26 protein-coding genes and 1 tRNA gene are annotated in these 24,565 nt (G+C 52.5%); 14 read left to right on the top strand and 13 right to left on the bottom strand.

The genetic code is table 11. The annotated features are described in order from the left end of the window. Positions 1–108: 108 nt before the first annotated feature. The 4 genes from DBR37_RS14750 to DBR37_RS14735 all read right to left on the bottom strand — a co-directional run bounded on the left by DBR37_RS14750 (position 109) and on the right by DBR37_RS14735 (position 2,391). Entirely contained in the window at positions 109–687 is a 579-nt protein-coding gene (locus tag DBR37_RS14750; protein ID WP_124575233.1) for a TetR/AcrR family transcriptional regulator, read from the bottom strand. A gap of 190 nt (positions 688–877) precedes the next feature. Continuing rightward, complete coding sequence (locus DBR37_RS14745; RefSeq protein ID WP_124575232.1) at positions 878–1,102, bottom strand: hypothetical protein; 225 nt, start codon at positions 1,100–1,102, stop codon at positions 878–880. Positions 1,103–1,291: 189 nt separating this feature from the next. Next, positions 1,292–1,552, bottom strand: a complete 261-nt coding sequence (locus tag DBR37_RS14740; protein ID WP_124575231.1) for a hypothetical protein — start codon at positions 1,550–1,552, stop codon at positions 1,292–1,294. Between the two features lie 149 nt (positions 1,553–1,701). Continuing rightward, entirely contained in the window at positions 1,702–2,391 is a 690-nt protein-coding gene (locus DBR37_RS14735; protein ID WP_148089229.1) for a hypothetical protein, read from the bottom strand. Between the two features lie 585 nt (positions 2,392–2,976). Here DBR37_RS14735 and DBR37_RS14730 point away from each other — a divergent pair. Both DBR37_RS14730 and DBR37_RS14725 read left to right on the top strand, forming a co-directional pair. After that, positions 2,977–3,282, top strand: coding sequence for a type II toxin-antitoxin system RelE/ParE family toxin (locus DBR37_RS14730; protein ID WP_124575229.1), 306 nt, complete (start codon positions 2,977–2,979; stop codon positions 3,280–3,282). Positions 3,283–3,284: 2 nt separating this feature from the next. Continuing rightward, the gene (locus DBR37_RS14725; protein ID WP_124575228.1) at positions 3,285–3,572 is read left to right on the top strand and encodes an addiction module antidote protein; all 288 of its coding nucleotides are present in this window, start codon (positions 3,285–3,287) and stop codon (positions 3,570–3,572) included. Positions 3,573–3,670: 98 nt separating this feature from the next. On the opposite strand, the gene DBR37_RS14720 is transcribed toward DBR37_RS14725, so the two are convergent. Then, complete coding sequence (locus tag DBR37_RS14720) at positions 3,671–4,975, bottom strand: AAA family ATPase (RefSeq protein WP_124575227.1); 1,305 nt, start codon at positions 4,973–4,975, stop codon at positions 3,671–3,673. 327 nt (positions 4,976–5,302) lie between these two features. Here DBR37_RS14720 and DBR37_RS14715 point away from each other — a divergent pair, with 327 nt between their 5' ends. Then, complete coding sequence (locus DBR37_RS14715; RefSeq protein ID WP_124575226.1) at positions 5,303–5,641, top strand: hypothetical protein; 339 nt, start codon at positions 5,303–5,305, stop codon at positions 5,639–5,641. A 63-nt stretch (positions 5,642–5,704) separates the two neighbouring features. Here the strand turns inward: DBR37_RS14715 and DBR37_RS14710 are convergent. Together DBR37_RS14710 and DBR37_RS14705 are read right to left on the bottom strand one after the other, a co-directional pair. Next, positions 5,705–5,780 (bottom strand) — tRNA-Asn (locus tag DBR37_RS14710). A gap of 103 nt (positions 5,781–5,883) precedes the next feature. Beyond that, the gene (locus DBR37_RS14705) at positions 5,884–7,098 is read right to left on the bottom strand and encodes an amino acid aminotransferase (RefSeq protein ID WP_124575225.1); all 1,215 of its coding nucleotides are present in this window, start codon (positions 7,096–7,098) and stop codon (positions 5,884–5,886) included. 117 nt (positions 7,099–7,215) lie between these two features. On the opposite strand from DBR37_RS14705, the gene uvrB reads away from it, so the two are divergent. After that, on the top strand, positions 7,216–9,312 hold the full coding sequence (uvrB, locus tag DBR37_RS14700; protein WP_124575224.1) for an excinuclease ABC subunit UvrB: 2,097 nt from the start codon (positions 7,216–7,218) through the stop codon (positions 9,310–9,312). A gap of 67 nt (positions 9,313–9,379) precedes the next feature. After that, a complete protein-coding gene (locus DBR37_RS14695) occupies positions 9,380–10,165 on the top strand; it encodes a uracil-DNA glycosylase (protein WP_124575223.1) in 786 nt (261 codons plus the stop codon). Positions 10,166–10,172: 7 nt separating this feature from the next. Here the strand turns inward: DBR37_RS14695 and DBR37_RS14690 are convergent, their stop codons facing one another. Continuing rightward, the gene (locus DBR37_RS14690; RefSeq protein WP_124575222.1) at positions 10,173–10,904 is read right to left on the bottom strand and encodes a TetR/AcrR family transcriptional regulator; all 732 of its coding nucleotides are present in this window, start codon (positions 10,902–10,904) and stop codon (positions 10,173–10,175) included. A gap of 513 nt (positions 10,905–11,417) precedes the next feature. On the opposite strand from DBR37_RS14690, the gene iscR reads away from it, so the two are divergent. The 8 genes from iscR (at position 11,418) to iscX (ending at position 17,328) form a co-directional block, all read left to right on the top strand. Next, complete coding sequence (iscR, locus tag DBR37_RS14685; protein ID WP_012079108.1) at positions 11,418–11,891, top strand: Fe-S cluster assembly transcriptional regulator IscR; 474 nt, start codon at positions 11,418–11,420, stop codon at positions 11,889–11,891. Between the two features lie 17 nt (positions 11,892–11,908). Then, positions 11,909–13,162 carry an IscS subfamily cysteine desulfurase gene (locus tag DBR37_RS14680; RefSeq protein WP_124575221.1) on the top strand — a complete coding sequence of 418 codons (1,254 nt, stop codon included), beginning with the start codon at positions 11,909–11,911 and terminating at the stop codon, positions 13,160–13,162. A 58-nt stretch (positions 13,163–13,220) separates the two neighbouring features. Continuing rightward, complete coding sequence (gene iscU, locus DBR37_RS14675) at positions 13,221–13,625, top strand: Fe-S cluster assembly scaffold IscU (RefSeq protein ID WP_012079110.1); 405 nt, start codon at positions 13,221–13,223, stop codon at positions 13,623–13,625. A 79-nt stretch (positions 13,626–13,704) separates the two neighbouring features. Further along, the gene (gene iscA, locus DBR37_RS14670; protein ID WP_012079111.1) at positions 13,705–14,028 is read left to right on the top strand and encodes an iron-sulfur cluster assembly protein IscA; all 324 of its coding nucleotides are present in this window, start codon (positions 13,705–13,707) and stop codon (positions 14,026–14,028) included. Positions 14,029–14,194: 166 nt separating this feature from the next. Next, positions 14,195–14,710 (top strand): Fe-S protein assembly co-chaperone HscB, encoded by a 516-nt coding sequence (hscB, locus tag DBR37_RS14665; RefSeq protein WP_124575220.1) that lies wholly within the window; start codon positions 14,195–14,197, stop codon positions 14,708–14,710. A gap of 117 nt (positions 14,711–14,827) precedes the next feature. After that, complete coding sequence (gene hscA, locus DBR37_RS14660; RefSeq protein WP_124575219.1) at positions 14,828–16,690, top strand: Fe-S protein assembly chaperone HscA; 1,863 nt, start codon at positions 14,828–14,830, stop codon at positions 16,688–16,690. An 81-nt stretch (positions 16,691–16,771) separates the two neighbouring features. Further along, entirely contained in the window at positions 16,772–17,110 is a 339-nt protein-coding gene (gene fdx / locus DBR37_RS14655; RefSeq protein ID WP_124575218.1) for an ISC system 2Fe-2S type ferredoxin, read from the top strand. Positions 17,111–17,133: 23 nt separating this feature from the next. Beyond that, complete coding sequence (gene iscX / locus DBR37_RS14650; RefSeq protein WP_076591809.1) at positions 17,134–17,328, top strand: Fe-S cluster assembly protein IscX; 195 nt, start codon at positions 17,134–17,136, stop codon at positions 17,326–17,328. Between the two features lie 69 nt (positions 17,329–17,397). Here the strand turns inward: iscX and DBR37_RS14645 are convergent, their stop codons facing one another. The 3 genes from DBR37_RS14645 to prfB form a co-directional block, all read right to left on the bottom strand. Next, positions 17,398–18,054 (bottom strand): glycine zipper 2TM domain-containing protein, encoded by a 657-nt coding sequence (locus tag DBR37_RS14645; protein ID WP_124575217.1) that lies wholly within the window; start codon positions 18,052–18,054, stop codon positions 17,398–17,400. Between the two features lie 184 nt (positions 18,055–18,238). Further along, positions 18,239–19,774 carry a lysine--tRNA ligase gene (gene lysS / locus DBR37_RS14640; RefSeq protein ID WP_124575216.1) on the bottom strand — a complete coding sequence of 512 codons (1,536 nt, stop codon included), beginning with the start codon at positions 19,772–19,774 and terminating at the stop codon, positions 18,239–18,241. Positions 19,775–19,830: 56 nt separating this feature from the next. Then, a protein-coding gene (gene prfB / locus DBR37_RS14635) for a peptide chain release factor 2 (RefSeq protein WP_124575215.1) occupies positions 19,831–20,935 on the bottom strand; the annotation gives its coding sequence in 2 pieces (ribosomal slippage) (positions 19,831–20,853 and positions 20,855–20,935; 1,104 coding nt in all). Between the two features lie 140 nt (positions 20,936–21,075). Here prfB and DBR37_RS14630 point away from each other — a divergent pair. Then, a complete protein-coding gene (locus DBR37_RS14630; protein WP_124575214.1) occupies positions 21,076–21,801 on the top strand; it encodes a hypothetical protein in 726 nt (241 codons plus the stop codon). A 21-nt stretch (positions 21,802–21,822) separates the two neighbouring features. On the opposite strand, the gene recJ is transcribed toward DBR37_RS14630, so the two are convergent. Both recJ and DBR37_RS14620 read right to left on the bottom strand, forming a co-directional pair. Continuing rightward, on the bottom strand, positions 21,823–23,520 hold the full coding sequence (gene recJ, locus DBR37_RS14625; protein WP_124575213.1) for a single-stranded-DNA-specific exonuclease RecJ: 1,698 nt from the start codon (positions 23,518–23,520) through the stop codon (positions 21,823–21,825). Next, complete coding sequence (locus tag DBR37_RS14620; RefSeq protein ID WP_124575212.1) at positions 23,517–24,563, bottom strand: hypothetical protein; 1,047 nt, start codon at positions 24,561–24,563, stop codon at positions 23,517–23,519. The genes recJ and DBR37_RS14620 overlap by 4 nt, the downstream gene beginning before the upstream one ends. Between the last annotated feature and the right edge of the window lie 2 nt (positions 24,564–24,565).

Below are 24,565 nucleotides of genomic sequence, written 5' to 3'. Positions count from 1 at the left end.
TTTGACTAAAAGACAGGGCTAATTCAAGATCAATTTACTCAACAAAACTCCCTACTAGTTGGTAGGTATGATGGTGAAAAAAATGGACTCCCAGTTACATTGAGAGTCTCAGGCTTTCAACAGGCGCAGTAATAACGGCTGAGTGATGGTGCCAAATATCTGCGCGTCACCATAAGCCCGTGCCGAGAGCATGGCGCCATGTACCGTAGCCATAAAGCCTTCCGCTTCATCCTTGGCCGACGCACTCAGTCGTATGCTGCCATTCGCTACACCGCGTTCCAGGACCGAGCACAGCCAGTCAGACAAAGTGCGGAAATGGGCGCTGACTTCAAGTGCAACTTCTTCCGGCAAGGCGGGCAACTGCGTCGCGAGCAATGCACACACGCAGAACGGTGCAGTTCCGTCTGCGATACAGGATTCCCAGTACTGGATGTAAGCGCGTAGCTGTGCAACGGGTTCCGGAACATTGCGCTCCAGTTCGGCCATACCCAGCTGAACTTCCCATCGGTAATTAACGACGAGCGTCCGTACAAGATTGGATTTGGTCGGGAAGTGGTGATGTATGGTCGCGTTGCGTACGCCAACTACCTTGGAAATATCGGCATAGCTGAAGCCGTTATAGCCCCCGGAAACGATCAGCGACCGGGCGCAATTGATGATTTCTTCGGAAGTGTTGTTCGCTTTCATTTCAAGCACTCTACATACTAGTAGGTATGCTGTCAAGTGAGTCGATATTTTGGATGCTATTACCAGGTGGTGGCTGGTAATAGCCGCTTGGGTGGAGGAGTGCGGCGGCCTGCTTTTCCTTGTGAGCGCGCAAGCCGCGTATGAGGCCACACGCTATAAACGTGTGTGAATTTACAGGTGTGTACGTTGACTATGCTTTGGGGAACAGAACCGTCGGTTTGGGCTGGAATTCCTTGTACACGTCGCGGTAGCACTCACGTATGAATTGCATGTCTGTATCGCCTAGTGCTTGCAGATCGTAGCCGAATGGCTTTTGTACCAGCTCAACGCCGTAGTCAGGGTTGCTGCCCGGGTACTGAGGGTCGGTGGCAAGTGCATTAATTTTATCGGTGAATTCTTGAGGCGTGATTTCCATGAGGGCTTTCGTTTTGTTTGCTGGAAAGTTGGATGTGGCTGTAAAGAGGAGGAGTCTACATCATGGGTGTGAAGCGTACATACGCGACTCCCAGTATCTATAACAAAGTAATTCAAAAGACTTTGGGACTTCTTCCCATTTTGTATCCTCATATGAATGAGTAATTCAGCTGCTGGACGATGGCCGTATTTAAAACAGATAGTGGATGATGTTGTGTAAGGCACCAACGGCGAACACTATGGTCAGTAAGGCTGAGCCGTGTGCGGCGATTCGTAACTTGAAGTTGAGCTGCTCATTCATATCTCCCCGTTCAGCTGTCGTCAGATAGTTGAGCTTGTCACCGAAATTCTCCAGTGGTTCTTTGCTCATACCCATAAGTAAAGAATAGAGGCAGTATGCCAATGCAGCCATACCAAACGTCCCGCAAAGAAATAAAACGATGAGATCCATATGTTCCGTGTGTTTATAAGGGACAGAGATGAGCGCGAGTGTCACTGATTTGTGCATCAGACGGCGTATTTGTTTTTCTGTAGCGTCGTTTATTCAAGTCTTAATTAAAGTGCTTGTGTACGGTATCACCTTGCCGTCTCGCTAAATGCTTATTCCTTGTTGTCCAGGCAGCGAGCATAAGCAGTCTTGTCATTCGGTGTGTTGTTGCAAAGGCGGACAGGCAACAAGGCGTTCATTCGTTCCGTCCATTTCACTTGATCTGCCGGGATGGGTGTATCGGAAGGATCATTTCTTTCCGCCCACTGAATGGCGTAATAGTCCCGCAAGCCTTTGATCGAGATCACCAATGTTGTTTCACTTTTTTCCCCGAACGCCGTGGGTGACTTTCCACATCCGTAGACAGCAGCGAAAGCGTCATGTCCGCTAAATTTTTGTGGTGGTAATGCGAAAGCAGTAAAAGAGTTGGGGCAAGCCGCATAAAAACGCTGCCCTACCGAGTGGGTCATTTGCCTGGGTGTGATATCGCGATTTAACGCAAGATCTTTTACGCCTGTAAGCGTAATCATTTGCGTCCAGTTGTTCAGCGTTTCGCCCTGCAGTACTGCTTCCCGTATGTATCCCCTGGGGTTGATATCTTCAAATACATCGGTAAAGCCTTTGGGACGTAAATGTAGGAGGATTTGACTAAAGATCGGTGTAACAGCATAGGTGGCATTTCCATCCTGAGTCAGGCGTTCAATCCCTTGATCAGGGAGCCGGCTCTCTTCCTTTGCATGCGCGGATAGCGTGAGGGATATCAAAACGGATATTGCAAACAACTGAAGGATTGTTTTTTTCATGTGAAGGAAATGGAAGTGGAGTGACAAGCCGGGAAACGCTGATCCAACCGACGCAATACCAAATAGTCGTGTTTGGACGTTACATCTGGCGAGGCGAAGTTTCACACGAACTCTGTCATCCTGCCATCCCCAGATCATGGGACATGCGATGTGCGGTAACAATGAAGTGTGCTTGGGGAGGAGGAGGCTAGAAGCTGCGAACTAAAAGCCAGTTTTGTACTGCCGCGTTCGGACAAAAGAAAAGGGCCTAGTTTTTCAACTAGGCCCTTCATATTCTGTGGCTCCCCGAACATTTCTTGCCCCGAACCAGACTACTCGTTAGTCTAGTTGTCCTTTTACCCAAACGTCTCTCTGCATGCCGGGCTGCTTGAGTCAAGAAACCTCAATATTGCTGGTGGAAATATCGGTTCGTGTAGTACTCGCAATTGGGCGTACGATTAACGCACATCTTGGTTGCTTTTTATTCAAGAGAATTGTGAGGCCCATTGGAACTGTATTGCAATAACCACGATGTTGCAAAAATGCAATTTGCGAATCTGTAATTATTCCTTGATTTATGTATCCAATCGGATACTATGTTCTCTAATGAATGACATTCACAGCACAGAAGAATTCGACGATTGGCTCGCATCCTTAAAGGATTTGATTGCCAGGGCAAAAATATTAGCCCGTATTGACCGCGTAAAGTGCGGGAATTTTGGTGACTCAGAACCTGTAGGTGATGGGATATCGGAAATGAAAATTGATTTTGGCCCCGGATATCGGGTTTATTACGTACGCGAAGGCCGTGTGGTCTATCTCTTGTTGAATGGCGGCGATAAAACATCGCAAAAGGCCGACATCAAGCGTGCGAAAGTAATGTGGGAAGAAATCCAAAAGGAGCAGAAATAATCATGGTTACTAAAATCGGAGCATTCGACACCGCTAAATTTCTTGATAGCGAAGAGGCAATTGCTGCCTATATAAATGCTGCCATTGAAGAAGGCGAAACTGATGCATTAATGATTGCTCTTAGCAACGTCATCAAAGCGAAAGGCATCGCTAGTGTTGCGGAAAAAGCAGGCCTTGGCCGCGAGAGTCTCTATAAAGCACTCACACCTGGTGCAAAGCCACGTTATGACACTGTGGTGAAACTGACCCGTGCACTAGGTCTGGATTTAAATGTTATCGCGCATGCATAATAGTTTTTGAATGAATAAAAAATCCCCGAATATTCGGGGATTTTTTATTGGTAGCGCTCAAAGTATTTCGGGAGTAACGCTAGTCATCAAACTCCACATTAAATAAGCCAAATATTCTCATCGGCTAGTGGTTGAGGTACTTTTATTCCAGCACGTATTACAGCTGGATGGCGCTCAAATATGTTTCGGATAAAGCTTAGAACTTCATATCCTTGAAGCGCGAGATTTCTTTGTTTTTTGATGAATTCGAGATCAAACTTATCTTCATCGACAGCGTGAGCTGGTCGTTGTCTTATCTTTCTTATGGTCTTCAATGCAGTGATGCAATCTACCAGTGGCTCCCAATCCGTAGCCTTGATGTTCTTTCTGATGTACTCATCGAGCAGAGTAATCGTACCTTTGTTTCTTACTTCTATTTTTCCGTCTTTACGTACTACTTCTTCTTCGAGTGAAATAACGCCTTGAAAAAAATCTTTAGATAAGTTGTCGCTCAAAAGTTTGTCAAGCAAAAGAGCAAAGGCATGGAATTCCTCGGAAGTGGGGCGAAGAAGATGAGCAAATTTTTTGGGCCTATTTTCTCCATTCTCACCAAAATCTAACTTAAACATAGGCTTGCCAGAGACTGCAATAGTCATTTGGTTTATGAGTCGTAGTTCCATACCAAATGCATCGAACAAGGAAACATAATCCGGCCAATGACCAAGAATAGATGTTTTGTAATAATCCGGATGGAGCTTATAAGAGCCATGAACCTCTCTGGCTTTCCAGATTTGCTGGTGCTCAGGTGAAAGTTTGCTAAGGTATCGAAGGAATACACAAACTACTCTATTTTTATCGTCATCATAGGCAAATCCAAAAGTTTTTAGAAAGATTTGATCCGACTTCGCAATTCCACACTCGCCAGATTCATCGGTAGTAAACGAAATGGACCCACCGATATCTGAACAGTCGTACCGATATCGTGGATCATTTCTGTAAGTTTCAAGAACATGTAAATCAAATGTTTTAAAGTCTAACTGCGCCGCACCGTATGCCATTTCTAGTACATACGGGCAGCCTATATATTCCTTGATGCTTACTTCTTTTTGTAGCACTTTATTACTAGGATAAAGACATGCATGATGAAGAGGGGGTATTGCACTGAGGAGGTATTCGATTTGCTGATCTTTCGGCGGAAAGCCTAATCGATTTATGTGGGGGTTTTCACTGATGTTTTCCCACAATAAATTGACGTCATTCTGTTTGACCAGTGCAATAACAGCGCTCCTAAGATCGATCCAATTTTTCTCTAAGGTAGTACACAAAGTCTGCAATGGTAATCCGTTGAATTCATTGCCATCGCGTAGGTACCAAATCTCTACCAGAGTTAAGCATGTGTCCTGTAAAGATGGTGATGAAGGCATAGCGACTCCGATTGAGTAGTTTTCTATTAATAATTTCCAGTTTCAAACTTTCGTTTTTTTGATGCGTGTTTCCCTATTGGTAAAGGCGTGAATTTTTTAGCATTAACCGATGCATCTGAATTTGTACTCTTGCATTCGATTTTATTCGATCAAGTTACTATTTCTCTAATACATAGAGTCTTTGACCTGCTCCCCTGAATTAGTCCCGCGCTAATATAGAGTCACCCAACGGGTGACCGTAGTTCATTCAACTTTGTATACGGCACCATTGAGAAATTAATTCTCAATGTGCTCAACTTAAAGCAGTGATAGAAGGGAACTGTGCCATTGACTAAGATCCAGTGTTTAAAATGCGATCACTACCAATTGTCGAAAAAGAAGTGCAAGACTTTCCCTCAAGGTATTCCGGCAAAAATATACGACGGTGATTTTGATCACACAATGGCTTTTGAGGGTGACAGAGGTGTCAGGTATCGCGATCTTAAAATGGCTACAGATCTAAAGAGTCGAGGAGAAAAAGCTCCTAAGTTGATTCGTCGTGATTTAGAAATAAGGGAAGGCGCAATAGAACATTACAGCTTAACGAATTCCGAAACGCGAGAGACCACAAGTTATCTTGTAGTCACACTGCCAGAAAAGTTAAGAGATAAGAGAAATGGTTCATAGTACAAAGAAAAAGGGGTTATCGAATTTATCGATAACCCCTTGATTTCCTACTACTAATTCTGATGGCTCCCCGACCTGGACTCGAACCAGGGACCTGCGGATTAACAGTCCGTCGCTCTACCGACTGAGCTATCAGGGAACAGAGGAGAGATTATGTATCAAGAACTCTCACTTGTCAAAGCTTTCGCGATAAATTTCTTTGTTTTTTGCAAAAATATTTATCGCGCTTTTACTACTACGTATTAAATGACTTTCGCGATCGCGCCAACGACGTAATCGATGTTGCGTGTGTTCAAAGCTGCGACGCAGATACGACCGGTGTCGATAGCGTAGATCGAGTATTCGTCACGCAGGCGGTTGACTTGTTCTTTGGTCAGGCCAGAGTACGAGAACATGCCGCGTTGTTGAATAACGAAATCGAAGTTGTGCGCTGGTGCTTGCTCTTTCAACTTCTGTACGAACGCTTGACGCATGTCACGGATACGTACGCGCATGTCAGCGAGCTCTTGTTCCCACAGTGCACGCAGTTCTGGTGTTGCCAGTGCGGTCGCAACGACCTGGCCGCCGTGGATAGGTGGGTTGGAGTAGTTGGTGCGGATGACGCGTTTCAATTGCGACAGGACGCGTGCTGCTTCTTCTGCGCTGACTGCAACGATGCTCAATGCGCCTACACGTTCGCCGTACAGCGAGAACGATTTGGAGAAGGAGTTCGAAACGAATACCGGGCCGCCAGCTTCTGCGAATTGACGAACTACTTTGCCGTCGGATTCGATGCCGTCGCCAAAGCCCTGGTAAGCCATGTCGAGGAATGGAATCAGGCCGCGTTTCAATACGACTTCAATGACTTGCGCCCATTGTGCGTCGGTCAGGTCTGCGCCGGTCGGGTTGTGGCAGCAAGCGTGCAACAGAACGATGGAGCCGCTTGGGATCGCGTTCAGGGTGTCCAGCATGCCGCTGAAGTTCACGCCGCGGGTTGCTGCGTCGTAGTATGGGTAGTTGTTAACTACGAAACCAGCCGACTCAAACAATGCGCGGTGGTTTTCCCAGCTTGGATCGCTGATCCAGACTTGTGCGTTTGGTGCGAAGCGTTTCAGGAAGTCAGCGCCGAGTTTCAATGCGCCGGTGCCGCCGATTGCCTGCGCGGTCACTGCACGTTTTTCCTTGACTACTGCGCTATCGGCACCAAATACGAGTTCTTGTACTGCTTTATCGTAAGCAGCCAGGCCGTCGATAGGCAGGTAACCGCGTGGCGACAGTTTTTCTGCCAGCAGCACTTCGGCTTTACGTACGCATTCCAGCAGCGGCAACTTACCGTTGTCGTCGTTGTATACGCCGACACCAAGATTGATTTTGTTTGGATTCTTGTCTGCATTGAATGCTTCGGTAATACCAAGAATCGGGTCACGGGGCGCCATTTCGATGGCGTTGAGGAGCGAAGCAGGAAGAGGTGCGTTCATCGTGATAACATCAAAAGTTAGCTGCAAACGGTGGTGTTGCAGACGGGTTGTATGAAGCGCAAGGCCAAAAGTCTTGCGGGAAATGCGACTCACTATTTTACCAAAGGTCGGATTTAAATGGCTGATTTATCCCAGGTTTCCAATCCAGTTGACGAATCGAAAATCGTTACCTTCCCGAACTCCCCGTTTCGCCTGCATCAGCCGTTCCCGCCGGCCGGGGATCAGCCGACCGCAATCGCGAAATTGGCCGAGGGCATCGAAGACGGCCTGTTTTACCAGACACTGCTGGGGGTAACCGGCTCCGGCAAGACTTATACAGTTGCTAACGTGATCGCCCGCATGGGGCGTCCGGCCATCGTGTTTGCGCCAAACAAGACGCTGGCGGCGCAGTTATATAGTGAATTCCGCGAGTTTTTCCCGGAAAACGCGGTCGAGTACTTCGTCAGTTACTACGATTATTACCAGCCGGAAGCATACGTACCGCAGCGCGACTTGTTCATTGAGAAAGATTCGTCCATCAATGAGCACATCGAGCAGATGCGCCTGTCCTGCACCAAATCGCTGATGGAGCGGCGCGATGTAGTGATTATTGCGACGGTTTCGGCGATTTACGGTATCGGTAACCCGAGCGAATACCACCAGATGATCCTGACCCTGCGCGCCAAGGACAAGGTCAGCCAGCGAGATGTGATTGCGCGCCTGATCGCCATGCAATACACGCGCAACGAGGTCGATTTTGGTCGCGGCACCTTCCGTGTGCGTGGCGACACCATCGATATCTTCCCGGCTGAACATGCCGAATTGGCGATTCGACTGGAGATGTTCGATGATGAGATTGAAAGTTTACAGCTGTTTGATCCGTTGACTGGCCGCGTCAAACAAAAGATCCCGCGTTTTACCGTTTACCCTGGTTCGCATTACGTGACGCCGCGCGCCACCGTGCTGCGCGCCATTGAAACGATTAAGGATGAGCTGCGTGAGCGCCTGGAATTCTTCCGTCAGGAAAGCAAACTGGTGGAAGAGCAGCGTCTCGAGCAGCGTACCCGTTTCGACCTGGAAATGATGCAGGAAATTGGTTTTACCAAAGGCATCGAAAACTATTCACGTCACCTGAGTGGCGCCAAGGCCGGTGATCCGCCGCCGACGCTGGTGGATTATTTGCCGCCGGATGCGCTGATGTTTATGGATGAGTCGCATGTCCTGATGGGGCAGCTCAACGGTATGTATAACGGTGACCGGGCGCGTAAAACAAACCTGGTCGATTACGGTTTCCGTTTGCCGTCGGCACTGGATAACCGCCCACTGCGCTTTGATGAGTTCGAAGGCAAGATGCGGCAGATGGTGTTCGTCTCGGCGACGCCTGCCGACTATGAGAATACGCATGCCGACCAGGTGGTCGAGCAGGTGGTGCGTCCTACCGGACTGGTTGATCCTATTATCAGCGTGCGCCCGGCATCGACCCAGGTGGATGATCTGATGTCGGAGATTACCGATCGCGTGAAGAAGAATGAGCGCGTACTGGTGACCACGCTGACCAAGCGTATGGCCGAGCAATTGACCGAGTTCCTGACGGATAACGGCGTCAAAGTGCGTTACCTGCACAGCGATATCGATACGGTCGAGCGGGTCGAGATCATCCGCGATTTGCGCCTGGGTACGTTCGACGTCCTGGTCGGGATTAACTTGTTGCGCGAAGGGCTTGATTTGCCGGAAGTGTCTCTGGTGGCGATCCTGGATGCGGATAAGGAAGGCTTTTTGCGTTCCGAGCGCAGCCTGATCCAGACCATAGGTCGTGCCGCACGTAACCTGAGCGGGATGGCGATACTGTATGGCGACAAGGTGACTGACTCCATGCGCCGCGCCATTGATGAAACCGAGCGGCGCCGCGCCAAGCAAATTGCTTTCAATGCCGCCAATAACATCACGCCTATGGGTATTAAAAAGAATATCCGTGAGTTGATAGATGGCGTCTACAGTCCGCAGGAAGCGCGTCTCGAGTTGCAGGTAGCGCAAGAGCACGCCAAGTATGAGGCGATGAGCGAGAAGCAGGTCAGCAAGGAAATCAAGCGCCTGGAAAAACAAATGCTGGTGCACGCGAAGAACCTGGAGTTTGAAAAGGCAGCGCAGATGCGGGATCAATTGCGCATCCTCAAGGAGCAGCTGTTCGGCGCGCCGGGTGCTGATAACGTCACACCGCTGGCGGGTAATCAATAGCGATTTAGGCTTGTGTCGGGCGAACTAGCAGCTACAATCGCTGCTTTCGCCCGCTCGCTATCAAGCTATGTCGCACACAATTCCTCCTACCTTTATTGCCATGCTGGATGCCGCTGACGCATCCTGGCGTCCTACTCTGCTGGCTGGTCTGCAAGCAGTCCATCAAGCGGCTCCCGATTATTTGCCTGCGCTGGCCGGTGATGATTTCCTGCCGAATGGCGGTCGTCTGTTTGCTGCTTTCAAGCAGCCGCTGGCTGCTGTGCGTTATGTATTGGTGGGCGAGGGGCCTTATCCACGTCCGGATAGTGCGACCGGGGTTTGTTTTATGGACGGTGCGGTGTCGTCGCTGTGGTCGGACAAAGGTTTGTCCAAGCAGGTCAATCGCGCCACTTCGCTGCGCAATTTCATGAAAATGCTGCTGGTCGCGGATGGTCAGCTGGCGGTAGAGCAGACTACTGGCGATGCTTTGGCGGGTGTATCGCAGAAGGCACAGGCGGCACCGACTAAAGTGATCCAGACTTTGCCTGAGTTGCAGGGCAAGCTGACCCAGCACGGCTTCCTCTTGCTGAATGCGTCGCTGGTATTCCGCGCCCACGTGGCGCCGGTCAAGGATGCGAAAGCCTGGTTGCCGTTCCTGCAAACGGTGCTGGCCGCTTTGGCAGATCATGGGCAACATGCAGGTCAGGCTGCGCCGACACTGGTCCTGTGGGGCAAGATTGCGGTGCAACTGGAGGCTTTGCCTGAGAGTGGGCGCTTCCCGAAGAAGGTTTCCGAGCACCCGTATAACCTGAGCTTTATCGCGAATGCGGTGATGCAGGACCTGTTTGGCCCTATGCATTTATTGCAGAAATAGCGTTGTTTTAAATCAGGCTGAGCTGGCGCAGGTCGGTAGCTTCTGCCAGCTCTTTAGCTTCATGCGCCGGAGTGGCGGCATTGGCTTGCGTCGCTGCAGCTTTGCCTGGTTTTTCCGGTTTGCTTTCACGTGTCAGCAGACGCGAAATCATGGTTTCAAAGAACGCTGGTAACGCGTGCTGATCATCATGCGCGTGGAAATGCTGGCGTATCACCATCCCATCCCACATCCCGGTCAGGAACAAGGCTGTTTGCGCTGCATCCAGTGAAGCATCCATTTGTCCGCGTGCCTGCGCAACCCGCAACAGGTTGGTCAGGCCCATGATCCATTCCGCTTCTATCTTGCGCAACACCGTGCCTACGCGTTTACTGCGCATACCTTCTGCATAGACTTCCGTCATCAGGCTGGCGTCGCCGCCTGCGCGATACCGTTCCGCAAACAGCCGAGTGGTGTTGTTCAGTGCTTGTTGTAGTGATTCGGCATCGCGCATCTGCAGCAGCATGGCGCGGGTCTGGCGGCGCTCATCTTCCACCATCGCTTCAATGATGGCTTCCTTGCCAGTGAAATAACGATACACCGCACCCGGACCGAGGCCGGTTTCAGCACAGATTTGCTGCATGGAAGTTTGGTGGAAGCCGGTTTTGCGGAAGCATTTGCCGGCTGCCTTGAGGACTTCGATTCGTTTTTTATCGGCTTTTTGGGTAGGCGATTGCGGGGTCTTGGAAATGCGTGTGGCCATTGCAGATATCGAAACGAAGTTTCAGTCAATTAACGAAGGGTCAATTATAAATTGAATATTCGTTCAAAGTCATATTTGTAATAAGCCATGGTGAAATGCGTTTCCTTCTATTGCTGATGTTTTTGGCTTTGCTCTGGAAAACCCAGTTAAATTGATTGAATAATCATTCAAATGGTGCATTGAGTTAATGATATTTGAGATGGATTTGGCGATTCGGGGTCGGTTGCGGCCCGGGTTTGCATGCGTCTGGCTGGCTATCACGCGGCCATTTGCTGGTGCATAAAAACCTGATTTTTCTGCGATGCAATATCCGGCTTAGTGACGCTGGTCAATGTTGTCAGGCCAGGTGACTTATAAAATATCGACTTGGAAATGTTGGCGGGAAAGCCTTGTTGTATCCCGGCAAATTGGAAAAAGCGGGTACCTGACAGATTCAGTCAAGTTTGTTATACTTGAGTGAATCGATCAACCACTCGGTTTATTCATTCCTGTTGATCACTGGAGGCAAGATTCATGCGTTTGACGACTAAAGGACGTTTTGCTGTAACAGCAATGATTGACTTGGCATTGCGCCAGGACAATGGTCCGGTCACGCTCGCCGGAATCAGCCAGCGACAAGAGATTTCGCTGTCGTATCTGGAGCAGTTGTTTGGCAAGTTGCGCCGTCATGAGATCGTTGAGTCCGTGCGCGGACCAGGTGGTGGTTACAACCTGGCACGTCGTGCAGAAGACGTGACGGTGGCAGACATCATTATTGCCGTCGATGAACCTCTGGACGCAACACAGTGCGGTGGCAAGGAAAACTGCCACAGCCCTGAGCATGAACACGGTGGCCGCTGCATGACGCACGACCTGTGGGCAACGCTAAATGCGAAAATGGTGGATTATCTCGATTCTGTGTCGTTAAAAGATTTGGTTGACCAGCAAAAACAAAAGATTTCTGAACAATGCGTGGTGGTTGTGCACCGCAACCACGCAGCCGTTTGATTATTGGAGCTTAAAAGATGAACGCCCCGTTAGACAAAAGCCTGATTGATACGATCAAGGCGCCGCATTTCCCGATTTATATGGATTATTCGGCGACTACGCCTATCGATCCACGGGTCGCTGACAAAATGATTCCGTACCTGCGTGAGCAGTTCGGCAATCCGGCTTCGCGCAGCCATATGTATGGCTGGACGGCTGAGAAGGCAGTTGAGGATGCGCGTGAGCAAGTCGCTGCACTGGTCAACGCTGACCCACGTGAAATCATCTGGACTTCGGGCGCAACGGAAGGCAACAACCTCGCACTCAAGGGCGCAGCACAATTTTATAAGACCAAGGGCAAGCACATCATCACGGTAAAGACCGAGCACAAGGCTGTGCTGGATACCGTGCGTGAACTGGAGCGCCAGGGTTTTGAAGCAACTTATCTGCAACCACAAGACAACGGCCTGATCACCATCGAGCAATTGGCTGAAGCGATCCGCCCTGACACCATCCTGGTTTCCGTGATGCTGGTCAACAATGAAATCGGAGTGATTCAGCCTATCGATGAAATCGGCGAATTGTGCCGCAGCAAGGGCATCATCTTCCATTGCGACGCTGCACAGGCAACCGGCAAAGTGAAGATCGACCTGGAAAAATCCAAAGTCGACCTGATGACATTTACTGCACACAAAACCTACGGTCCTAAAGGTATCGGTGCCTTGTACGTACGTCGCAAACCACGCGTCCGTATCGAAGCGCAAATGCACGGCGGTGGCCACGAGCGCGGCTTGCGTTCGGGCACGCTGGCTACCCACCAGATCGTCGGCATGGGCGAAGCTTTCCGTATTGCACGCGAAGAAATGGATGAAGAACTCGTCCGTATCAAGGGTTTGCGCGACCGTCTGGCCAAAGGCCTGATGGATATGGAAGAAGTCTATATCAACGGCGATATGGATCACCGCGTACCGCATAACCTCAACGTCAGCTTCAACTACGTTGAAGGCGAGTCGCTGATCATGGCGATCAAGGATCTGGCTGTTTCTTCAGGTTCGGCTTGTACTTCGGCCAGTCTGGAACCATCTTATGTATTGAGAGCGCTGGGTCGCAGCGATGAATTGGCACACAGCTCGATTCGTTTCACTTTCGGTCGCTTTACGACGGAAGAGGACGTGGATTTCACGATCAAGCTGATCAAGGAAAAAGTCAACAAGCTGCGCGAATTGTCGCCGCTGTGGGATATGTATAAAGACGGGATCGATATCAGCACGATCCAATGGGCAGCGCACTAATATCGTTCTCGTTCCTGTCGCTGAATGGCAGGAATTAGGCTTAACAAGGAGTATCAAAATGGCTTACTCAGACAAAGTTCTCGATCACTACGAAAATCCACGTAACGTGGGTGCCTTCGACAAAGGCGATGAAACCATCGGTACCGGCATGGTCGGTGCGCCGGCTTGCGGCGATGTAATGAAATTGCAAATCAAGGTCGGCGCTGACGGCGTGATCCAGGATGCCAAGTTCAAAACCTACGGCTGCGGCTCGGCGATTGCTTCGTCGTCGCTGGTGACCGAATGGGTCAAAGGCAAAACCCTGGATCAGGCAATGTCGATCAAGAACACGCAAATCGCGGAAGAACTGGCTTTGCCGCCAGTCAAGATTCACTGCTCGATTCTGGCAGAAGATGCGATCAAGGCTGCAGTGCTGGATTACAAAACCAAGCACGGCGTAGCTGAATCGAAAGAAGCGGCTTAAGCTTGTTTAAGCGTCTGTGCGACGCGTGTCCTTGCGGATGCGCGTGGCACAGTCCGGACAATCTTTTAGAGCAAAGATCATGGCAATTACACTGACTGAAAAAGCAGCGAAGCACATTACTCGCTACATGGAACGGCGCGGCAAGGGTATCGGCCTTCGTTTCGGCGTGCGCACGACCGGTTGTTCCGGTCTGGCCTACAAGCTGGAATATGTGGACGAAAGCGCCAATGAAGATAGCGTGTTTGAATCGCATGGCATCAAAGTCTTTGTCGATCCGAAAAGCTTGCCGTACATCGACGGTACCGAGCTGGACTTCGCACGTGAAGGTCTGAACGAAGGTTTTAAATTCCGCAATCCGAACGTCAAGGATGAATGCGGTTGCGGCGAAAGCTTCCGTATTTGATCGCTGGCTGCAGGAGCATGTGCGCTCCGGCAGGAATGCCTTCTTTAGAGAGAGCCTGTCGAATGTGCGCAGGCTTTTTTATTTAATAAACCGGATATTCCCTGAGTATTCCATGATGCGACGAATTGCATCGCACTAAAAGCCAGCCCATAGCCAGCGCACAAGAATGCAAAATCACTTCGAACTCTTCCACCTGCCGCAGCGCTTTGCCGTCGACCTGAAGGCACTGGATGGTGCGTATCACAGCGTGCAGGGTCAGGTTCACCCTGATAAGTTTGCGCATGCGTCGGACGCCGAAAAGCGCGTGGCGATGCAGTGGGCGACCCGTGCGAATGAGGCCTATCAGACACTAAAGAGCCCGTTCAAGCGCGCGGCTTACATGTGTGAACTGAACGGCGTCGATCTGCAGGTCGAATCCAATACCGCAATGCCGGTTGAATTCCTGATGCAGCAAATGGAGTGGCGCGAAGCACTGGACGATGCACGCGCACACAAAAGCAGCGATGAGCTGGACGAACTGGACAGCGCAATCCGCGCGGCACGTAAAACCACGGTAACCGAAATAAGTACCTTGCTGGATGCCGATGACTTTACGCAGGCGGCCGGACTGGTGCGCCAGCTGATGTTCCTGGAAAAATTTGCCGAAGAAGTTTCTTATGCATTGGATGCCTTGCCGGATTGATTTGGCAGTACATCGAGTGCAGTAAAACCGATTAATGCGCGTAGCGAGCAATCACGCGCTAACGATGATGGCCGGAGTATGACCATCATCCCATCTTGAGATAAGTTACAAACGAATATGGCTCTTCTTCAAATCGCCGAACCCGGCATGTCTACTGCGCCGCATCAACATCGGCTGGCAGTCGGTATTGATCTCGGTACTACCAATTCTCTGGTCGCGACAGTGCGCAACAGTATTCCTGAAGTATTGACCGATGAAGAAGGGCGCGCCTTGCTGCCGTCCGTCGTGCACTACATGAAGAACGGTCACGCGCAAATCGGTTACAAGGCGCTGGCAGCACAAAATACTGATCCAAAAAACACGGTAGCGTCGGTCAAGCGTTTCATGGGCCGTGGTTTGAAAGACATCGCCTACGTCGAAAACCTGCCTTACGATTTCCTCGACACACCGGGCATGGTGCAGTTGAAAACTGTGGCCGGTGTCAAAAGCCCGGTAGAAATTTCGGCTGAGATCCTCGCTACTTTGCGTCAGCAGGCCGAAGATGCGCTGGGCGATGAGCTGGTCGGTGCGGTGATTACCGTGCCCGCGTATTTCGATGATGCACAACGCCAGGCGACCAAGGATGCAGCCAAGCTGGCTGGTCTGAACGTCTTGCGTCTGCTGAATGAGCCGACGGCAGCTGCGATTGCCTATGGCCTCGATAATGGCTCTGAAGGCGTGTTCGCAGTCTACGATCTGGGCGGCGGTACCTTCGACGTATCGATACTCAAACTGACCAAGGGCGTATTTGAAGTCCTGTCTACCGGTGGCGATTCCGCACTGGGTGGTGACGATTTCGACCATCGCCTGCTGTGCTGGATCATCGAACAAGCCAAACTGTCGCCTTTGTCCGATGAAGACCTCAGCGTCCTGATGGTGAAGTCGCGTGAAGCGAAAGAATTGCTGTCGACCAAGGCAGAAACACGCATAGACGCGGCGCTGGGTTCGGGCGAAGAGGTGCATCTGACAGTGACGGCTGAAGAGTTTGTCAAAATGACGCAGCATCTGGTGGCGAAGACCATTACGCCTACCAAGAAAGCATTGCGCGATGCTGACCTGACCGTAGATGACGTCGATGGCGTCGTGATGGTGGGTGGTGCAACACGCATGCCGCATATCCGCAAAGCGGTCGGTGAGTTTTTCCAGGCCACGCCGCTGGCGAATATTGATCCGGATAAAGTCGTGGCGCTTGGCGCCGCGGTGCAAGCCAATTTGCTGGCTGGTAATCGTGCAGCAGGCGACGACTGGCTGTTGCTGGATGTGATTCCTTTGTCGCTCGGTATCGAAACCATGGGCGGCCTGGTGGAAAAAGTCATCCCACGTAACTCGACCATTCCATGCGCGCGTGCGCAGGAATTCACCACCTTCAAGGATGGCCAGACCGCGATGGCGGTGCATATCGTGCAGGGTGAACGTGAACTGGTGAGCGATTGCCGCTCTCTGGCACGCTTTGAATTGCGCGGCATTCCGCCGATGGCAGCAGGTGCGGCACGCATACGCGTCACCTATCAGGTGGATGCTGATGGCTTGCTCTCTGTTTCCGCACGTGAACTGCGTTCCGGCGTCGAAGCATCGATCAGCGTCAAGCCATCCTACGGCCTGGAAGACGACCAGATTGCTCAGATGTTGCAGGATTCATTCAAGTCGGCAGATGTCGACATGGCTTTGCGTGCCTTGCGCGAAGAGCAGGTAGAAGCCGAACGCATCGTACTGGCTACACAATCTGCGCTGTCGGAAGATGGCGGCTTGTTGTCTGATGAGGAACGCGAGTCTGTTACCAGCTTGCTGGCTGCCGTGCAGCAAAGCAGCAGTGGTAGCGACCACCATGCGATCAAGGCGGCTGTGGAAGCTTTGGCGCAAGGTACGGAAGAATTCGCAGCACGTCGTATGGACCGCAGTGTGCGGACTGCGCTTTCCGGCAAGAAACTGGACGAGATTTGATACATCGCCCTTCATCCGGTGGATGAAGAGTAGTCAGGCTAAGCAGTGCGCATTAAAACTTAAACTTTCGAGGTAAACCAAGTGCCCCAAATCGTTGTTCTTCCCCACCATGCTTTGTGCCCGGACGGCGCCGTGATAGAAGCGCCTGCAGGCAAGTCGATCTGTGATGTCCTGCTGGAAAACGATATTGATATCGAACATGCTTGCGAGAAATCCTGCGCCTGCACGACTTGCCACGTGATCGTGCGCGAAGGCTTTTCTTCGTTGAACGAAGCCGGTGAAACTGAAGAGGATTTGCTGGACAAGGCCTGGGGGCTGGAGGCGTCATCGCGTCTGTCATGCCAGGCTATCGTCGCGGAAGAAGACCTGGTGGTCGAGATTCCACGCTATACAATTAATCATGCCAGCGAAAATCACTAAAATTTATTCCCGGGAGAGCTGAGATGAAATGGACAGATACCATCCGCATTGCGGAAGAATTGAACGATAAATTCCCAGATATCGATCCTTTGACGATACGTTTTACGGATCTGCATCGCTGGGTTTGTGAGCTCGACGGTTTTGATGATGCGCCCGATCATTCAGGTGAAAAGATCCTCGAAGCAATCCAGATGGCTTGGATAGAAGAAGCGCAATAATTTCTTCGGTCGGTTCAGCCGACAACAAAAAAGCGACCCGCAGGTCGCTTTTTTTATGGCCATCAAGGATTAACGCGGACGCAGATAACCATCTACTACACGAACCGGATCACCGTTGCTCCAGTTAGGTGGGTTGTTGTACGGGAAGGTGCGGATACGGCCATCATCCATACGCACGCGCACTTCATAGGTAGTGGTGGTGCGGGTATGTTTTTCAATTTCGTTACCGGCATAACCGCCACCGACGGCACCAGCTACGGTTGCCAGGCTGCGGCCGTTGCCGTTACCGATCTGGTTACCGAGCAAGCCGCCGACTACAGCGCCGCCGACGATACCGACACCGCTAGGTTTGGCTGCAGTTTGTACGCTACGTATCGATTCGATGCGACCGCAGTTGCCGCAAACCTGGGCAGGTGCTTGTGCCAGCTTATTGTTTGCGTTTTCACGTGCCTGAGCCTGCTTCGTAGCTTTGGCGGCAGCTGCCTGACGTTCATCTGCTTCACGACGCGCCTGGTCGGCACGCTCTTCCGCCGCTTGTGCTGCAGCAGCTTTATCGGCTGCATCTTTTTCCAGCGCAGCGATCGCTTCTTTTTGTGATCCCGAGCTGTTTGAGCTGGGCAGCATGCCGGTCATTGCGGCGATCCCGACCAGGCAGACCAGCAGTACTGCGACGGCAGCTGCGGCGATCAGCGGGTGTATGCGACTAGTTGTGTTGTTCGTTTCCATGGTTCCCCCAGCTAGTGGTTATTGTTCGAGTAGCTGCAGTATTGCCTGCCACCAGTTAAATAAAAAGCCGAAACCTGTGTCAAATGTAAGCCTATGTAACGATACACACCTGAAAACAACATTTAGTTTCTCGCAATAAAAAAAGGACTGCCGCAGCAGTCCTTTTTTGTTTTCGGATAGAAACTTAGTCTTCGCGACGCAAGTGCGGGAACAGCAGCACATCGCGGATATTCGGCGAGTCGGTGATGATCATCATCAGGCGATCGATGCCGATACCGCAGCCGCCGGTCGGAGGCATGCCGTATTCCAGTGCACGGATGTAATCAGCGTCGTAGTACATTGCTTCTTCATCGCCGGCATCCTTGGCGGCTACCTGTGCCTGGAAGCGTGCTGCCTGGTCTTCGGCGTCATTCAACTCGGAGAAGCCGTTGGCGATTTCACGACCAACCATGAACAACTCAAAGCGCTCGGTGATGCCTTCGACGGTATCCGAAGCACGTGCCAGTGGCGATACTTCAACCGGGTAGTCGATGATGTAAGTCGGCTCCCACAGCTGCGCTTCTGCCGTTTCTTCAAACAGTGCCAGTTGCAGTGCGCCGAGGCCGGAATGTGCATGTGGCTTGACGCCGAATTTTTTCAGTTCAGCCTTGATGAATTCTGCGTCATGCAATTGTTCGTTGCTGTATTGCGGTGCGTATTTATTGATGGCGCCGACGATGGTCAGGCGATGGAATGGCTTGGCCAGATCCAGTTCGCGACCGCCGTAGGTCAGTGTTGCAGTGCCGTGCGCATCGATAGCAGCCTGACGAATAACGGCTTCGGTGAAGTCCATCAGCCATTTGTAATCGGTGTACGCCGCATAGAATTCCATCATCGTGAATTCCGGATTGTGGCGTATCGAAACGCCTTCATTGCGGAAGTTACGGTTGATTTCAAATACGCGATCAAAGCCGCCGACGACCAGGCGTTTCAGGTACAGCTCAGGTGCGATACGCAAGAACATTTCCATGTCGAGCGCATTGTGATGCGTCACAAAAGGCTTGGCCGCAGCACCGCCAGGTATCGTATGCAGCATAGGCGTTTCGACTTCCATGAACTCGTTCTCCGCCATGAAGCGACGTATCGATGCGATTGCAGCGGTACGTGCCTTGAAGGTACGGCGTGTATCTTCATTCATGATCAGATCGACGTAACGCTGGCGATACTTGGTTTCCTGATCGGCCAGGCCGTGGAATTTATCCGGCAAAGGACGCAACGACTTGGTCAGCAAACGCAGTTCGCTGACCTTGATGGTCAATTCGTCGGTCTTGGTTTTGAACAGGGTGCCGACTACGCCCAGGATGTCGCCCAGATCGTAGTGATGCAGTGCTGCCATCGCCGCTTCACCGGTCAGATCCAGTGTTGCGTAGATCTGGATACGGCCATCGGCTTTCGGTCCGGATGCATCCTGCAATGTCGCGAATGCCGCTTTCTTGCCTGCTTCACGTTTCAACATCATGCGGCCTGCCAGCGTCACGGTGACCGGCTCGGCTTCCAGTTCTTCGCGCGTCTTGCTGTCGTACTGCGCGTGCAGGTCGGCTGCTTTATGTTGTGGACGGAAGTCGTTCGGGAACGCGATACCTTGTTCACGCAAGGTGCTCAGCTTGGCGCGGCGCTCGGCGATGATTTTGTTTTCGTCTTGCGGTAGCGCTGCTGCAGCGTCGTCGTTGTGCGTAGTCATGGGAGGCAACAATCTGTATGTAAATGTGTTTTATTGACGGAGGTACTCGGTGCTGCTTATACGCCTTGCTTCAGCGATGCGGCGATGAAATCGTCGATGTCGCCGTCGAGTACCGCCTTGGTATTGCCGGTTTCAAAGTTGGTACGCAAATCCTTGATGCGGGATTGATCCAGTACGTAGGAACGGATCTGGTGGCCCCAGCCGACGTCGGTTTTGGAGTCTTCCAGCTTTTGCTGTTCGCTCATGCGATTGCGCAATTCCAGTTCAAACAGTTTGGCTTTCAGCATGTCCCATGCTTCGGCTTTGTTGCGATGCTGCGAACGGTCGTTCTGACATTGCACGACAATGCCGGACGGACCGTGCGTCAGACGCACAGCGGAGTCGGTTTTATTGATGTGCTGACCACCCGCGCCGGACGCACGATAGGTGTCGATGCGGACATCGGCCGGATTGATGTCGATCTCGATCGAGTCGTCGACTTCAGGGTAGACGAACAAGCTGGAGAACGAGGTGTGACGACCGTTGGCAGAATCGAACGGCGATTTGCGCACCAGGCGATGCACGCCGGTTTCGGTGCGCAGGAAGCCATAGGCGTAGTCGCCTTCAACCTTAAGGGTCGCGGTTTTGATGCCTGCAACCTCGCCGTCGGATTGTTCGAGGATTTCGACTTTGAAGCCTTTGCGTTCGCAATAGCGCAGGTATTGGCGCAGCAGCATCGACGCCCAGTCCTGCGCCTCGGTACCGCCGGCACCAGCCTGGATATCGATAAAGCAGTTGTTGGCATCCATCGGATTGTTGAACATGCGACGGAATTCCATGCCTTCGACCAGCTTCAGCAGTTCCTGTGCATCCTGTTCGATGGCGGCGATGGTGTCTTCGTCTTTTTCTTCACGCGCCATTTCAAACAGATCGCGGGCGTCGTTCAGCTCTGCATCGATCTTGATCAGCGTGTGGACAATCGCTTCCAGCGATTTCTTTTCTTTGCCCAGATCCTGGGCGCGTTTCTGGTCGTTCCAGACATCCGGGTCTTCGAGTTCACCGTTGACCTGGTCGAGTTTCTCTGACTTCACATCGAAGTCAAAGATACCTCCGGAGTTCAGCCGCGCGAGTCGTGAGATCGGCGAGCAGGGATTCGAGGGAGTTTAAGCGTTCAGCTTCCATGATATTTCTTCAGCAATCAAACCGTGAATTATACCTGAGCTAGTGTTTGCTTTTAAGCCAGTTTCTAGGGCAAACTGGCTTGGGATATCGTTTTTTCAATATTAAGACTACTGATAAATATTACTCAGGGAGTAACAAATATGGAGCGGTCGCGACACATTTGCGCGTTTTTTTGCGTATGTGCGGTACTGACAGGCTGTTCCACGACCCCGGCGCCACGCGGGGAAGTCAAGGGTATGTCAGCCAGCGGTAAAGAGATGGCGCAGTCGGATACCAACCGGATCGCGACCATCGCCATGCGTGACAATCTGGAAAGCTTGTACCTGCTGATGGATAAGCTGTACCGGCGCAATCCTGCCGAATGGCGTAAAACCGGCACCAGCCGCGAAGAAAGCATCAAGCGGGTGCGGGCGGCGGTGGCGCAGCGTCAGGCCTGGCCGGGCTTGCAGGGGCAGCGCGACATCAAGGCCTTGTCCCTGGCTCTGAGCCCTGAGTTCAGCGGCGACCGGGTGGCGGCGCTGATTTACAGCAGTGCCGACATGATCGTTGCCGCACATGACGGCAAAACCGAATTTTTCCTGATAGACGGGCTGGACGCGCAGCATATCTACAATGCAGCGCGCAATATCGAAATCGCGGTGTGGCTGCTGGGCAGCAGGCGCGACAGTAATGGCAAGGTCTTGCTGCTGGCGGACGATATCAGCGAAAACGGGCGGAACCTGAGCTTTGAGCGGGAATTCGGCAAGGTAGTTGGTCGACTCGACCTGATGGCCGAGTTCCTGACTGAGAAGTACCGCCGCGCCGGTATCACCTATGTGCAAAACCTGATCGGTGGTTCCTTCCTGCAATTTCTGCCGGTGCGTTGACACCTGCTTGCTTGAACAGATTTAGCTGGCAGCTTCCGCATGCTCGACCAGCAACTGGACGCGGGTTCTGCCATTGAATTCATTTGCATCCAGACGGAAGGCTACACGCGCACGACTCGGTAGTGAGTCTATGTGCCCGAACCAGATAGCGTCATAGCTGGCACCATCTTTTTCCAGTGTCAGCTTGAGGTGGCGTTCTTTCAGGATGCGTTGATTGACGACGCGGAACTCATCGCAGAAAACCGGTGGCGCAAAGCCCTGACCCCAAACCTGTGCTTCCATCAATTCTATGAATTGCGTGGTGAAGTAAGCGGTTTCCAGCGGGCCGTCGGTTTCCACTACGCGTTCCAGCTGATTCTGATCCAGCCAGTCCTTGCCTACCGCTTCAAACGCTGCCGTAAACGCTTCCAGCGCATCTGCCCGTATCGTCAAGCCAGCCGCCATCGCATGGCCGCCGAATTTATCTATCAGTGTGGGCGCGTGCTTGGATACCAGGTCTAGCGCGTCGCGCAAATGGAAGCCAGCAATTGAGCGACCTGAACCCTTGATCCAGCCATCGCCAGCATCGGCAAAGGTAATCGTCGGGCGGTAAAACTTGTCTTTCAGGCGTGAAGCAACGATACCGATTACACCCTGATGCCAGCTCGGATCAAACACGCTGATGGTGGTCTTGTCTTGCGGATTGAAGTTTTCCAGCAAGAGCAGTGCGGTGTCCTGCATATCCGCTTCGATGGTGCGACGTTCACGATTGATTTCATCGAGTTGCTGCGCGATAGCCCAGGCACGGCCTTCGTCATCAGTGGTCAGGCATTCTATGCCTAGCGACATGTCCGACAGGCGACCGGCGGCATTCAGGCGCGGCCCCAGTGCAAAGCCAAGGTCGAACGGTGAGGCGCGACGTGCTTCACGTCCTGCCGCGCGGAACAGGGCGGCAACGCCTGCATGCATGCGTCCGGCGCGCATGCGCTTCAAACCTTGGGCGACCAGGATGCGGTTGTTGGCGTCGAGCTTGACCACGTCGGCCACGGTGCCGAGGGCGACCAGATCGAGCAGGGTATCCAGCTTGGGTTGCGTCTGCGCATCGAAGACACCGCGTTTGCGCATTTCGGCACGCAAGGCCAGCAGCACGTAAAACATGACGCCGACGCCGGCCAGGTTTTTGCTCGGGAAGCCGCAATCCGGCTGGTTCGGGTTCACGATCACGCGCGCTGCTGGCAAGGTGTCTGCGGGCAAGTGATGATCGGTCACGACCACGTCGATGCCGCGGCGATTGGCTTCGGCGACGCCGTCTATGCTGGCGATGCCGTTGTCGACGGTGACGATGACGTCGGGTGTTTTTTCGCGGACCGCGAGTGCGACGATTTCCGGCGTCAGGCCGTAGCCGTATTCAAAGCGATTCGGCACGATGAAGTCGACGATGGCACCCATCGCGCGCAAACCACGCAGCGCAACCGCACAGGCGGTCGCGCCATCGCAATCGTAGTCGGCGACGATGACGAGTTTCTTTTTGGCGGCAATCGCGTCGGCCAGGTAGCTGGCTGCGACGTCTATTTGCAGCAAACCGGGCGGTGGAATCAGAGCAGTCAGTTCGCTATTCAATTCCTTGATGTCGAGCAAGCCGCGTGCGGCATACAGACGTGCCATGACCGGGTGCACGCCGCTTTGCAGCATGCGTTCGGCGTCGCGGAAGGGGTAGGGGCGAGTCGTGATACGGGTCATGGTGCCAGTCGTGCGAGTGATGCTTTGCGCCAGAATTTGCGCAACGATGATTTGCTGCTGGTGATGGTCGATAAGGCGGTGTTATTGCTGAGCGTGATGCTGAGCTGATCGAGCTGACCATTCTTCAGTGCTTCCAGCAAAGGTGCGAACCAGATGCTTTCCATCGCTTGCAGGCGCACCAGCCATTCCGCCCAGTCACCAGCCATGGCCGGGGCAATCAGGCTGTCCAGTGTGAGCAGTCCGCGCTGCGGGTGGGTGGCCAGCAGCTCGGCGGCGGAGCTCACGGCACGCTGCCTCAGCTCTGCGCCGACCAGCGGATTGTGCTCGGCAGATAAACTGAACGTTTCTTCAAATTTCTGTGCCGGAGCCGTATTATTGCTGTTTGTGGCGCCCCATAGCCAGACTGAGTTGACTGGTTTCAGGCCGCGCATTTCACGTGCTTCATTGGTCGGATGGGCATGCCAATGCATTTGTACTTCGTTTTGCAGGCGCCGCCAGTCACGCGCTTTTTCGCCCTTGGGCATCCAGATGTCGATGTTGTGACCGCAGGCTGCGCCCGGAGTTGACGTCTGCAAAGCAGATAAGTCGTCGGCGCGCAGGAACCAGGTTTGCGCATCGCCATACAGCAGCGCTTGTCCGGTTTCTGCAAACAAGGGCTGCACGACGTCAAACAGGGCGCGTGCGTCTTCTTCAGCCAATTGCAATTGTTGCGGATCGGTCAGGACCAGATGGTCGCGGGCGATATGTAAATGCACCGGCTGCAGGATGAACCAGGCACCGTCGGTGGCTGGCAGGCCGTAAGCGGCCATGGCATTGCGTGCTGCCGCGGGGCTGGTGTCGTCCGCGCTGTCCAGGCCGAATTGCTGCGCGAGCCAGGCTTCATGCGGCAGGCTGCGGGCAAAGCCGTCCAATACCTGATGTTCGTTTATATCGCCGCGTCCGAGCAGGGTGGCGAGTGCGGGCGTTTTCAGCTCACGCAGCAGGTCGCGTGCCAATTCTTTCTGTGGCAGGGCGTACGGTAATAGGAGTGCAAGTTGAGTCATGC

Origin of the sequence: Herminiimonas sp. KBW02 (genome assembly GCF_003852535.1) — a bacterium.
Lineage (GTDB): Bacteria > Pseudomonadota > Gammaproteobacteria > Burkholderiales > Burkholderiaceae_D > Oxalicibacterium.
The sequence above is the reverse complement of the archived record's forward strand: the minus strand, read 5'-3'. Positions and strand labels throughout refer to the sequence as shown.